This is a genomic window from Thermotoga sp. Mc24 (assembly GCF_000784835.1).
Lineage (GTDB): Bacteria > Thermotogota > Thermotogae > Thermotogales > Thermotogaceae > Thermotoga.
Genome location: NZ_JSFH01000004.1, coordinates 1 through 13,411 on the forward strand (window position 1 = coordinate 1; position 13,411 = coordinate 13,411).

Annotated in this window: 11 protein-coding genes; 1 reads left to right on the forward strand and 10 read right to left on the reverse strand. The window is 45.0% G+C overall.

Annotated elements, in window-relative coordinates; translation table 11 throughout:
- Positions 1-214: 214 nt before the first annotated feature.
- The 7 genes from MC24_RS00740 to MC24_RS00770 form a co-directional block, all read right to left on the reverse strand.
- Entirely contained in the window at positions 215-1,000 is a 786-nt protein-coding gene (locus tag MC24_RS00740; RefSeq protein ID WP_052125260.1) for a carbohydrate ABC transporter permease, read from the reverse strand.
- 55 nt (positions 1,001-1,055) lie between these two features.
- Positions 1,056-1,775, reverse strand: a complete 720-nt coding sequence (locus MC24_RS00745; protein ID WP_200883235.1) for a carbohydrate ABC transporter permease — start codon at positions 1,773-1,775, stop codon at positions 1,056-1,058.
- A 225-nt stretch (positions 1,776-2,000) separates the two neighbouring features.
- Positions 2,001-3,254, reverse strand: coding sequence for an ABC transporter substrate-binding protein (locus MC24_RS00750; RefSeq protein ID WP_008193763.1), 1,254 nt, complete (start codon positions 3,252-3,254; stop codon positions 2,001-2,003).
- A 44-nt stretch (positions 3,255-3,298) separates the two neighbouring features.
- A complete protein-coding gene (locus tag MC24_RS00755) occupies positions 3,299-5,164 on the reverse strand; it encodes a glycoside hydrolase family 127 protein (protein WP_038051583.1) in 1,866 nt (621 codons plus the stop codon).
- 180 nt (positions 5,165-5,344) lie between these two features.
- On the reverse strand, positions 5,345-6,196 hold the full coding sequence (locus MC24_RS00760) for a carbohydrate ABC transporter permease (protein WP_004082987.1): 852 nt from the start codon (positions 6,194-6,196) through the stop codon (positions 5,345-5,347).
- Positions 6,196-7,080 (reverse strand): carbohydrate ABC transporter permease, encoded by an 885-nt coding sequence (locus MC24_RS00765; RefSeq protein WP_038051595.1) that lies wholly within the window; start codon positions 7,078-7,080, stop codon positions 6,196-6,198. Before MC24_RS00765 ends, MC24_RS00760 begins: the two co-directional genes overlap by 1 nt.
- Before the next feature lie 35 nt (positions 7,081-7,115).
- Positions 7,116-8,426 (reverse strand): ABC transporter substrate-binding protein, encoded by a 1,311-nt coding sequence (locus tag MC24_RS00770; RefSeq protein WP_038051596.1) that lies wholly within the window; start codon positions 8,424-8,426, stop codon positions 7,116-7,118.
- 192 nt (positions 8,427-8,618) lie between these two features.
- Between MC24_RS00770 and araA the strand changes: the two genes are divergently transcribed.
- Positions 8,619-10,109 carry an L-arabinose isomerase gene (gene araA / locus MC24_RS00775; protein ID WP_004082981.1) on the forward strand — a complete coding sequence of 497 codons (1,491 nt, stop codon included), beginning with the start codon at positions 8,619-8,621 and terminating at the stop codon, positions 10,107-10,109.
- Positions 10,110-10,127: 18 nt separating this feature from the next.
- Here the strand turns inward: araA and MC24_RS00780 are convergent, their stop codons facing one another.
- The 3 genes from MC24_RS00780 to fba are packed head-to-tail and all read right to left on the reverse strand — an operon-like array spanning position 10,128 to position 13,367.
- Positions 10,128-11,183 carry a GntR family transcriptional regulator gene (locus MC24_RS00780; RefSeq protein WP_081953052.1) on the reverse strand — a complete coding sequence of 352 codons (1,056 nt, stop codon included), beginning with the start codon at positions 11,181-11,183 and terminating at the stop codon, positions 10,128-10,130.
- 18 nt (positions 11,184-11,201) lie between these two features.
- Positions 11,202-12,413 (reverse strand): acetate kinase, encoded by a 1,212-nt coding sequence (gene ackA, locus MC24_RS00785; RefSeq protein WP_038051599.1) that lies wholly within the window; start codon positions 12,411-12,413, stop codon positions 11,202-11,204.
- Positions 12,414-12,425: 12 nt separating this feature from the next.
- Positions 12,426-13,367: a class II fructose-1,6-bisphosphate aldolase gene (gene fba, locus MC24_RS00790; protein WP_038051600.1), complete on the reverse strand. Its 942-nt coding sequence runs from the start codon at positions 13,365-13,367 to the stop codon at positions 12,426-12,428.
- Positions 13,368-13,411 lie beyond the last annotated feature (44 nt).

Consider the following 13,411-nt stretch of genomic DNA (forward strand, 5'->3'; position numbering starts at 1 on the left):
CTTCGTAGGGTAAATACGAAATTTGTAGGTTATGAGCATGCTTATCCTTCCTTTGAGATTACTCCTTGAGATTCAAGAACCTTCTTTTTCACTTCTATATGTGATATATTAACATTTTGGCACAAATTAAATTGCAAATTCATCTCCACCTTATAGAAAATGGTGTCTTCTTTGCACTTTGTTCAATAAAAGAGCCCCTTCGTGGGGCTCTTTTTTATTTTAATCCCGTTGTTTTTATTCCTGCCGTTATGTATTCACGAGCCACAAGGAAGAGAATCATTGGTGGTATTATCATGATCGTTGCCATTGCCATTATTAAATCCCATCGAACAATGAAAGTTGTTCTCGAGAAACTGTAAATACCCACACTCAGGGGTTTCAGTTCTTCCGAGTTGATGAAAACCATAGGGACGAAAAATTCGTTCCACCAGTATATGGAAGAAAGGACACCTATGGTTATAAAGATGGGCTTAGAAACGGGCACTATTATTTTCCAAAAAATCTGCCATTCATTACAACCATCAATTTTAGCCGCTTCATCCAGTTCTTTGGGAATCGTTCTATAAAACTGTCTGAAAAGAAACACATTATATGGATAAGCAAAAAAGGCAGGAACTATTATTGGTAAGAAAGAATCAAGCCATCCAAAGTATCTGAAGAGAATGTATTGTGGAACGATCGTAACGTAACTTGGAACCATCATGGTGGCGAGTATCAAAGCGAATATTAACTTTTTCCCTTTAAAATCCATCCGTGCCAGAGGATAAGCGACAAGAGAACTGGAAAGAAGCGTACCCACAGTATTTCCTAACATGAGAATCAACGTATTACGCAAGTAAATAGGAAGTTTGCTGTTTGTAAAGACTTCATAATAATTTTTCAACGTGAAGTTTTTTGGAAACAGCCTTGGGGGATACGAACTGAATTCCACGAGTGGCTTAAAGGAAGAACCAATAATCCAAAGGATTGGGAAAAACATTATAATGGCAACCAGTATCATCAAGACATATTGAAGTCCTACTGTCGCTTTTTTTTCTCATATGAGTTCCTCCCCATCAAACTTCATAATAGACCCATTTCTTCGACAGTACGAACATCAACAATGAAACAATTGCGGAAATAATGAACAATATTACTGCTTCTGCACTTGCATAACCCAATCTGAACGTCTTAAAAGCGTTGTAGTAGATATCCAGACTTATTGCTTGGGTAACTTTCCCTGGCCCTCCTCCAGTGAGAGGATAAATAAGTGTGAATGAAGCACTCAGAGAGTTTATCGTAGCGGTGACCAGGTTAAAGAGAAGAATGGGAGATATCGCAGGCAGTGTGATTCTAAAAAATCGAGTGAAAGGTCCTGCACCGTCTATTTCCGCTGCTTCATAGAGCTCCTTAGGAACTTCTTTCAAAGCACTATCAAATATCAACATCATTTGACCAGTATAAAAGGTGTAAATATTCAGAATAGCTACCAGCCATGTTACATAATGTGGATCCATCAGCCAGTTTGGGGTGTTTTTTATTCCCAATAATGTCAATAGGTAATTCATCACTCCTAATTCCTTGTTGAAAATCAACTGAAAAGCGAAAGTCAGAGCAATCATCGGAACAACCGCTGGGACAAAATAAAAGAAGCTGAATATTTTTGCACCCTTTACCCTTTGGTTCAGAAGAAGAGCAGTAAAGAGAGCCCAACCAACAGATACTACAACGGAAAGGAATGTATATAAAAGTGTAAACCTTAGAACTATCCAAAAATCTGAGCCACTTCGGAACATCCTTACATAATTTGCAAACCCTACCCATCTGGGGGGGAGTTATTAAATCCCATTTATAAAAACTTAGAAGAATAACTGCTAAGATGGGCCCACCTGTAAAGAGTATAAAGCCGACGATCCATGGGGACACAAAAAGATAAGCCCATGCGTTTTTTCTGTGCATATTGAACCTCCTTAACTACTATAATTTTCTACCCTTCAATGTGGGGGCAAAGCCCCCACCAGTTATTCTGTTGCCACTCTGTCTTCCCCTAAAATATCTTTTGCCTTTTCTATAGCTCTTTCAATAACTTCATCAACGGAAATTTGGCCAAGAATTGCGGCATTGAAATCTTTTACTAAATCAAAAGTCAGTCCAGGAGGTAACAGTGTGTATCCCCATTCTGCAAACTCCGCTGTTTTTTCTATAGCATCCCAATTTCGAGGCCCTTTCGGCCCTTCAACTTTGTAATAACCCTTCTTAAGGATAGAAACACGAGCTGATGGGTTACTATAAGCTGTATTGATCAGCTTCTGCCCCTCTTCACTCATACAGAATTCTATGAATTTCCACGCTGCATCCTTTACTTTACTTTTTGCATTGATGGCAAAGAAGCCCGTATGAAGTGTTGAATAATGCCTCACACCCTTAGGAATAGGAGCTATATCCCAGTTGAAGTCGGTAATATCCTTGTAAACCGATGTCATCCAACTTCCATTGAAAGCCATTGCGGCTTTTCCTGCCATGAAAAGGTCAGCAGATACAACACCAGATGTGGAAACCTGCGGAGGAGCTACCACTTTGTACTTGTTTGTTAAGTCATACCACCATTTCAAAAACTTCCTAGCACCTTCTCCAATAGCGAACCTTCCTTTCTCATCCACTATTTTGTCTCCGAATGTCCCTATTAATGAGTACCACAGTCCCTGGAAACTTATGGCATCGCATCCATATTGCACAACTTTTCCATTCTCAACAACTGTCAACTTTTTTGCAGCTTCCTCAAAATCTTTCCAAGTCCAGTTCTCATTTGGATACGGTATTCCTGCCTTGTCGAACAAATCCTTGTTGTAGTACATAATTTCTGTTGCAAAACACCACGGTAAACCATAAAGATGTCCCTGCAATTCCATCAGTTGCTTAACCGCGGGTATAAAATCGTCCAGGCTCAATTCTTTGCTCTGTTTGATGTAATCGTCAAGAGGAATTATCCAACCTGCCTTTGCAAAGTCTGCCATATCAGCTTCCCAAAGGCAAAGAACATCAGGAGCATTTCCTGCAAGCGCCATGGTTCTAAGTTTCTGGGAATACTCAGCTTCAGGTATTTGTATGAATTCTACTTTGATGTTAGGATACTTTTCTTCAAAAGCCTTCACATAATTGTATGGATCTGGCGGTAGAGCGTTCCAGTGAGCATAGCGAATGACTATTGTGTCACCTGCTAGAACTGTTAAAACAAACCCCACCAAAAGGATCACAAATAAAAGTAATTTCCTCATAGACTGACACCTCCTCTTAAATGTATTCTGGAAGTATTGATGTTTCACTCTTTTTTCAACCACACCGCCATTGCACCCGGTTCTCTGTTAGCCCACATATGGTAGGGAATGAGAGTGAACTCTACCGTTTTTTCCCTAACCTCAGACAGCTTTCTGTACAGTTTCCCCTCCCATTCAGAGATGTCCAGTGCTCTTCCAGTTCCTTTGAGGAAAACAGCCTCCTTGTCCAGTATCTTTCTTTTTTCTTCCTTCAGGCTTTCTGAGTTCAACACCAGTGTCCAAACATGGAAATCCGGGTTATCTGCTTGTTCTATACAGTAGACAACGGGACCTCTTTTCACTGCAATTTTTCCAAGGTCGTCTCTCACGAACGGGTGTGCCTCGATAAACACCGCTTTCATGGGAAGTGAAAGTTCCACTGTGTGTTTCCCTTTCCAGCTCTGGTTCAGTTTTACATAACCGTTCTGTGGCTTTGCTATCACCGCTTTTCCGTCCACCCTGAGAACAAAGTCATCTGCCCAGGAAGGAATTCTGAGATAGATGGAGAATGGTTCTTCAATATCCGTTTCAACGGTGAAGGTCACTTCTCCACTCCATGGATAGTCCGTTTCCTGTTCTATCTCCACAACCGAACCTTTGAAATCGAGCCTGGCTGTACTTTTCTCGTACAGATGGACCTGAACACCGTCGTCCGAAGTGGTGTACATGTATCCCGGAAAAGACGCTATGAACCTGGCAAGGTTTGGTGGGCAGCACGCGCAATCGAACCATTTCTGTCTTCTTGTTCTCCCGAGGTCTTCAAGTGGATTGAAGTAGAAGTAGTGCTTCCCATCGAGGGATATACCGGAGAGAAGTCCGTTGTACAGAACCTGTTCCATAACATCTGCAAATCTCCCTTCACCCGTTGCAAGAAGCATCCTGAAGTTCCACATGAAATTCGCTATCGAGGCACAGGACTCAGCGTAGGATCTTCTGTTTGGAAGCTCATACTCTTCTCCGAAGGATTCCCAGTCGTGCCTGGAACCCGCCCCTCCTGTGATATACATCTTCTTCGTCACAAAATTCTCCCAGAGTTTGTTGAGAGCCTGCCAGATCTTTTCATCACCTGTTTCAAGATAAAGATCGGTGGCACCAGAGCAGAGATACAGAGCCCTCACTGCATGGCCTGTGATCTCCTCCAGTTCCACAAAAGGTTTGTGATCGATGAAATACTCCGGCCCTGGATTTCTGGGAACGCTGGCAAGCCCTTTTCCACGTGCGTAAATGAAGTACCTTGCAAGGTCCAGATATTTTCTGTCTCCTGTTTCTCTGTAGAGCTCCACAAGGGCCATCTCCACTTCAGGATGCCCGGGTGCTCCCTCTTTCTTCTCAGGGCCGAAGGTGCTATAGATGTGATCTGCGAATCTTTTTGCCACTTCGAAAAGAGTGTTCTTTCCTGTCACTCTTCTGTGCGCAACGGCCGCCTGAATCAAATGACCTGCGTTGTACAATTCATGATTCCACGCAAGGTTCGTCCATCGCTCTTTTTTTCTCTCTCCAGAAAGATAGGTTCCAAGGTAACCGTCTTCATCCTGAGCAGCTTTCACCTCTTCTATCACGCTGTCGAGGATCTTTTCTAGTTCTGGCAGTTTCCTGTTCGCCAAGGCGAAGGACACTGCCTCAGCCCATTTGTACACGTCTGTGTCGTCAAACGGGAAAAATGTTTTGTAAGATCCTTCCATCTTGCCAGCGGCGATTCTGAAGTTGTCGAGCCTTCCTGTGTTCTCCAGAAGATCGTACTGTGTGGGAAGGGTTACGTTGACGAGAGTTTCAAAATATTTACCCATGAATCCATTTACCCTCACAGAACCAACAGGTATCGTTTTGAGCTTTGCGTAGGGACTTTTGGAAACTTCTACGATTTTGGACATAAACGATATTCCTCCTTTTCATACATTTAGGTACGTACATTATTCTTTACGCAAATTCTACATTGTCCATTTTTGTTAAATCAAGTATATTTCTGGACAAATATTGCATGTTATACCTTAATAGATACAAATATTTCCGTTTAAAAGCTCTTTTCTTATGGTTTCTCATTTTTTCACAAACTATCCTTTCACCGCTCCGAAGGTGAGGCCTCTGATTAGATACCTCTGGGCAACAAGAGCAAAGACCACAACGGGAAGCATTGTGACGATTCCTGCAGCCGAAAGAGGTCCCCAGGCAACCCTCCAGCCAGTGATGTATCTTCCAAGGAAAATGGGTAGCGTTTGAGCACGTGCATCGTTCGTTAAAACAAGGGCCAGAAGGAACTCTCCCCAGCTTTGAATGAGAGAAAGCACTGCAACCGCTGCGAGTCCTGGAGCACTGAGCGGAAGAACCACATAGAAGAACGCTTGAAAGGGAGTAGCTCCATCTACATAGGCCGCTTCATCTATCTCCCTTGGTATCTCTCTGAAAAAGCTGATAAGAAGCCAGACCCCGAGAGGCACAACTATGACAAGATGTGACAGAATGAGAGCCCACCAGGTGTTGATGAGTCTCAGTTTTGTGAATATCACGTACAGGGGAACGGCTGACACAATAGGTGGGAGCATTCTGATGGAGATGATCCACTCCGCCAGGAATGGACCTCCTACCCTGTAGCGGGCTATAGCATAGGCAGCGAGGGCACTGATTACCGTTCCTATAAGTGCTACAGATACACCAACCACGATACTGTTTCTCAAGTACGGAAAGATGTTCTCAATAGAACCGGTTGTTCCACCGAAAACTTCTGTCTCTTTTGCTCCAAAGAAATTAGCAAGCGTGGGCTTTGTCGGAAAGAATCTAGGAGGCATGGTGAACCACTCGTCTGAAGGCTTAAAGGCCGTGATCACGAGCCAGTAAACGGGAAAAAGGAAAAATATCAGACAAATGGCGATCAGGATGTATCTCACAATCGTCAGGATTTTTTTCATCACTCCTCACCCCCAAACCCCAGTTGTTGTCTCATTCTCACAAGCCTGAACACTACATTCACGAGGACTATCGCCACAATCAATAGCAGAACACTCAACGCAGAGGCGTAACCGATGTTCCATCCAAAAGAAATACCTACCTTGTAGATGTAGAAACTGTAGGTGTGGGTCGCAGATCCTGGGCCACCCCAGGTTGTCATGAAGACAATATCGAAGGTCTTCAGACAGTCTATGATTCTTAGAACAAGAGCAACCAGAATCAAAGGTCTTAGAAGAGGAAACTCCACGTGCAAAAAGACTCTTCCCCAATCGGCTCCATCCACTCGGGCTGCGTCGATGAGATCCTGAGGTATCGACTGAAGACCTGCGTATATCATGAGAAAAATGAAAGGAGTCCACTGCCAGACGTCTATGATAATGATCCCCAGTTGTGCATAGAATGGATCTCCAAGCCACGAAATTTTGGGAACACCGAAGAGTGACAAAAACCAGTTCACCGGTCCAAAGGCAAAGTTGTACAACATCTTCCAGGCAACCCCGGAAACTGCCGGTGGAATCATCATGGGAATAAGGAGAGAAGACCTGATTATCTTTTCTCCCTTGACGCCCCTTATCAGAAAAGCGATGAGAACACCGAGGACGAGCTCCACAGGAACTGCGATAGCCAGAAGTTTAGCGGTGAACTTCATGGATTCGATAGCGGTTGAATCTCTGAAAATCTGGAAGTAATTCGAAAGACCAATGAAGTGAGTCTCCGCACTCTTTGAAAGATCGTAATCTCTGAAAGAAGCCCAGATCATGAAACCAAAGGGATAGATCGTCATTGCAAGGAAAAGAGCGAGAACGGGAAGGACCATCAACCAGGGAACAATTCTTTTTCTCATGGCAAAAGGGGGCAGAGCGCCCCCTCTTCACCTCCTTATTTTCCAAGAATCTCTTCCCATTTCTTTGCGAGATCGTTCAGCGTTTCCATGGAGAGCGGGAGTTCTCCAGAGAGGATCTTGGAGAAGGTCTCAACAGTGATGTCTTCGAGTCTTGGTTCCTCTGGAATCCTTGGCCTGTGGGTCTGAGAAACGTACGTTACCTCGAGGGCGGGAACTCTCGGATCAGCGGCCCTCACCTCGGGATCCTGGAGTGTTGAGATTCTGGCAGGAGCGACGGCGAATCTCAGGAACTTGTTCTTGTCAGCCCATTTGCTGGTGGCGAAAATGATGAATTTGAACGCAGCGAGTTTCTTTTCCTCAGGTATAAATTTGTTGATGCCGAGTGCCCATTGACCACTCACGGATCGACCCGACATGGGAATGATCCCGACTTTATCTTCACCGAGGGTGCTCTTGAAGATCAGATACGGTCCCGTCCATTGAGGTACCATAGCAACGAGTCCCTGGTTGAAGTACTCGATCGTTTCACCGTAATCAGAGCCGAGCGGATCTGGACTGTAAGGCATGAGTTTTTTCATCATTTCGAGCGCTTTCAATCCTTCCTCACTGTTGAAGGCTGGTTTGTGATCCGCTGTGAAGTATTCACCGAATTCAAGATCCGCGGTTCCATGCTTCATAATACCGAGTGGTGCGTTCCTGTACTCACCGAAAAACAGCAGATACATGTAGAAGAGTGTGTGGGTTCTCGGGAACATGAGGGCGATTCCGTAGTCTGTTGGAGAGCTCTTGTTGTATTTTTTGGTGAAGAATTCTGCTATTTCCACAACTTCTTCCCAGGTGGTCGGGAGGGTGAGTTCTCTACCGTATCTTTCCTTGAACGCTTGTTTTATCCTTGGATCTTCAAAGAGATCTTTTCTGTAATAGAAGAGCATTGTGTTGTTGTAGAACGGAAGCCCGATGAGTTTTCCCTTCCACTTTCCAGATTCTTCCAGAACCTGTGGGATAAAATCGTTCAAATCGTAATCTTCTGGAACAAGTTCTGGATGTTGTTTCATGAACTCTCCAAGGTCAACCAGTCCGAAAGAGACGGCTCCAGTGGTCATCACATCGTAAGTGAAAGCGTCGAACGATCCAGCCTGAGATCTGAGATCCTGCAGCAGCTTCGGATAAAGTACTTCCCACGAAAGAGGTACGATTTCAACCTGAATGTCGGGATTCTGTTTCATGAACTCCTGGGCAAGCCACTTCAGGGCGTCCGCGTTGTCTGGGGAGCAGAGAACGGAGATCTTGATTGAGAAGATCAACGAGGTGACGATGAGAAAGATCACCAGTAAAAATCTCTTCATACGGATCCCCCCTGCTTAAAAATAGTGGATAACGGTACGTACCGATGGTAGTATATCATATCTGTCAACAAAGAATTATCTTATAGTCAATTAGTTAACATAAATCTCCGCAGAAACGGACATGATACGTATAATGGTACGTACTTTTATGTTATACTAAAAGGATGAAACCATGAGAAAGGAGGTCGGAGAATGATAGATCTCAAGCAGTACGAGTTCTGGTTTCTCGTTGGAAGTCAGTATCTTTACGGTCTGGAAACCCTGAAAAAGGTGGAGCAACAGGCAAGTAAGATCGTGGATTCACTGAACGATGACCCCATCTTCCCTTCAAAGATCGTTTTAAAGCCGGTTTTGAAGAGTTCTTCTGAAATCACGGAAATCTTTGAGAAGGCAAACGCAGACCCCAAATGCGCAGGGGTTATCGTCTGGATGCACACTTTTTCCCCATCGAAGATGTGGATACGGGGACTCTCCATAAACAAAAAACCCCTGCTTCACCTTCACACGCAGTACAACAGAGAGATTCCATGGGATACGATCGATATGGATTACATGAACCTGAACCAGTCCGCACACGGAGACAGAGAGCATGGGTTCATACATGCAAGGATGAGACTTCCAAGGAAAGTTGTGGTGGGACACTGGGAAGAGAAAGAAGTCAGAGAAAAGATCGCAAAGTGGATGAGAGTGGCCTGTGCGATACAGGATGGAAGAATGGGACAGATAGTCAGGTTCGGTGACAACATGAGAGAAGTCGCCAGCACCGAAGGCGACAAAGTAGAAGCACAGATAAAACTCGGCTGGTCCATAAACACTTGGGGAGTTGGAGAACTTGCAGAGAGAGTGAAAGCCGTTCCAGAGCGCGAAGTAGAGGAACTTCTCAAAGAATACAGAGAAAAATACATCATGCCAGAGGATGAATACAGTCTCAAAGCAATAAGAGAGCAGGCGAAAATAGAAATTGCTCTGAGAGAATTTTTGAAAGAAAAGAACGCTGTTGGCTTTACCACCACGTTCGAGGACCTGCACGATCTTCCACAGCTTCCCGGGCTCGCGGTCCAGAGACTCATGGAGGAAGGATACGGTTTTGGTGCAGAAGGTGACTGGAAAGCAGCGGGATTGGTTAGAGCCATCAAGGTAATGGGAACGAGTCTTCCCGGCGGAACTTCTTTTATGGAAGACTACACTTACCACCTCACTCCCGGAAACGAACTCGTTTTAGGGGCTCACATGCTCGAGGTATGTCCAACGATAGCAAAGGAAAAACCACGAATAGAGGTTCACCCTCTCAGCATCGGCGGGAAAGCAGATCCTGCCCGTCTTGTCTTCGATGGTCAGGAAGGACCAGCCGTTAACGCATCGATCGTTGATATGGGCAACAGGTTCAGACTCGTTGTGAACAAGGTTTTATCCGTTCCCATAGAGAGGAAGATGCCAAAACTCCCGACAGCCAGGGTCCTCTGGAAACCGCTGCCTGATTTCAAGAGGGCAACTACTGCATGGATACTCGCTGGAGGATCACACCACACTGCCTTCTCAACAGCCATTGACGTAGAATACCTCATCGACTGGGCGGAGGCATTGGAAATCGAATACGTCGTCATCGATGAGAATTTGGATCTCGAGGACTTCAAAAAAGAACTGAGATGGAACGAACTCTACTGGGGGCTTTTGAAAAGATGAAAGAGGGGCGAAAGCCCCTCATTTTTTTGGATACGTCACCGACTCTCTCATAATGAGTTTTGGTTTGAAAACATATTTCTCGGGCTTTTCACCATCGATCATCTTCAAAAGGATCTCGACTGCTTTCTTTCCAACTTCTTCCTTGGGATGTTCAAAGGTGGTCAGAATCTCTCTGAAATCACCTATGGGAGCATCGTCGAAACCTATGACAGAAACGTCTTCTGGTATACTCAGACCCATTCTCTTTGCTGCAAGGAAAAACTGAAGAGCCGTTGCATCATTGTAGCAGAAAACCGCGGTTGGACGCTGATCCTTCGGTAAAGATAGAAGCTCAAAAGCACTCTGCATAACAATACCGGTGAACTCCGAAACATGAAAAGATTTCTCGTGGACTTTTTCGAAACCGAGTTCTCTTCCTCGTTTCAGAAAGGCCTGGGCTCTTACCACACTGGGAAGGTGTATTGTTTTATACAACACCGCCACATTTCTGTGTCCGTACTGATAAAATATCTCCGCTGCTTTTTCTCCTCCGTACCAGTCGTCGAGAACAACACTTCCCACACCTTCTATATCCCAGTTGGTGTGTACCAAAACCACCTTCGTGCCTTTTTTTGCTATGTCTTCTATCAAATCTCTGTTGGAACGTTTGGTGGCGCTGTAGACAGGGTCTATTATCAGACCATCCACACCTACTTCCAGCCATTCGTTTATTATCTGTCTCTCTTTGTGGGAGTCTTCAGAAGCGTTTCCAAGAAGCATCTTGTACCCGTTCGCAAACAAGACCTCTTCGGCGCCGAGTGCTATGTATGGAAATATGTAACTTGTGATCTGTTGGACAAGAATGCCAACGACCTTGTTTTTCTTTTCTATGTTCACAAACGTTCCAAGTCCTGGCTTTCTGATGACCAGGTTTTTAACTACCAACCTTTCGAGGGCTTTTCTCACCGTTTCCCGACTAGCGTCGAATCTTTCCATTAACTCCTTTTCAGTGGGGAGCTTGTCTCCGTGCTTATACTTTCCAGATTTTATTTCGTCGATCAGAAATTTTTCGATGATTCTGTATTTTGGGAGGATTGCGAATCACCTCTCTCTTCACTTGCTAATCTTCTCGGCTAACTCTTTCGTATCCCTTGCGATCATGAGCTCTTCGTTTGTGGGAACGACCAGGACTTTCACACGGGAATCAGGAGTGGAGATTACGCCTTCCTTTCCTCTTATTGTTTCTTCGTTCTTCTGCTTGTCAAGCTTTACTCCGAGAAATTCCAGGTAAGAACACACATCTTCCCTCGTGATTGGAGAATTTTCTCCAACACCGGCTGTGAAGACTATGGCATCGACGCCGTTCATCGCAGCAGCGTACGCACCTATGTATTTGGCGATCCTGTAGTGGTAGATGTCGAGGATGAGCTTGCACCATTCGTCTCCTTTCAAGGCAGCCTCTTCGATGTCCCTCATGTCCGAACTGAATCCCTTTGAGAGTCCGTAGACTCCGCTTTTTTTGTTCAGTATATCGTACATCTCCTGAGGAGATATACCTTCTTTTTCCATGATGAAGAAGGGAATTGCCGGATCCAAATCACCGGACCTCGTACCCATAACGAGTCCTTCGAGCGGTGTGAATCCCATGGAAGTGTCGACACACTTCCCGTATTTCACGGCGGCTACCGAAGCACCGTTTCCTATGTGACAGGTGATGATCTTGAGTTCCTCCAGTTTTTTCCCGAGGATCTCCGCCGCTCTCTTCGAAACGTACCTGTGACTTGTACCGTGAAAACCGTAGCGTCTGATTCTGTATTTCTCGTAGTATTCGTACGGTATAGCGTAGAGATATGCTTTCTGAGGAATCGTCTGGTGGAAAGCTGTGTCGAAAACAACCACATTTGGTACTCCTGGAAGGAGCTTCATAGCAGCTTTTATTCCCATGAGATTCGCAGGATTGTGAAGCGGCGCAAGAGGTGAAACCTCTTCGATCGCTTTGAGTACTTCCTCGTCCACAAGTACCGATTCTTTGAATCTTTCACCACCGTGAACCACCCTGTGACCAACGGCATCGATCTCCTTTAGATCTTTTATGACTCCAAGTTCTTCATCAACCAATGTGTTCAATATGAGCTTCAACGCTTCTTCGTGATCCGGAAGTTCTTTTTCTATCACATGCTTTTCGTCGTTCACCCTGTGGACCAGCCTGCTACCTTCGATGCCGATTCTTTCTGCGATACCTTTACAGAGAACTTTCTCACCGTCCATCTCGATGAGCTGGTACTTTATTGAGGAACTCCCCGAGTTTATCACCAGTACTTTCATTCTCTCTTCACCTCACGCCTTTCCGCTGGATCCGAATATTCTGATTCTCTCTTTGACGATTTCTTTCACCTGTTCGAAGACAGGCCCAAAAATCTTTCTGGGATCTATCTGAGACTTGTCCTCTGAGAGAATCTTCCTGAGATACGCGACGAAGGTGATCCTCAGATCGGTGTCTGTGTTTATCTTGTTGATACCAAGTTCTATAGCTTTCTTCAACATGTCTTCAGGAACACCTTTCGCGCCGGAAAGTTCGGCGCCGTATTCGTTCGCCAGTTTCACTACATCCTGTGGAACCATGGAAGCTCCGTGAAGAACGAGCGGTATCTGAGTGTATTCCTTCACTTTCTTCAGTCGTTCAAAGTCGAGCTGTGCTTCCCCTTTGAATTTGAACGCACCGTGACTGGTTCCAATGGCAGGGGCCAGGAAATCCACTTCTGTTTCCTTCACAAATACCTTTGCTTCCTCCGGATCGACGAGGACGGACTCTTTTTCCACCACGTTGTCTTCTATGCCCTTGAGTTTTCCGAGTTCCGCTTCTACGCTTATACCAACCGCGTGAGCTATTTCCACGATCCTCTTCGTTTCTCTAAGGTTTTCCTCGAATGGAAGATGTGAAGCGTCGATCATCACCGAAGAATAACCAGCCTTTATAGCTGCCATGATGACTTTAAAGTCTCTTCCATGGTCCAAATGGAGCGCGACAGGGACCGAAAGTTTCTCAGCGTAAGTTCTCACCATTTCAACGGCAAGTCTTGCACCAGCCTCTATATCGCCTTTTCCTATGTACTTTATTGCCCCTTCCGATGTAGCGACAATGACTGGTGCCTTTTCTTCTTCGGCGGCTTCAAGAATCGCCTGAAGAAATTCCATGTTGTTGAAATTGAATGCACCGATAGCGTATCTTTCTTTGCTGGCTTTTTCCAAAATTTCCTTTGTGTTCTTTACGTAAGGCATTGTAACACCTCCTTCAATGTAAAGGCCGGGACAAGCCCGGCCTT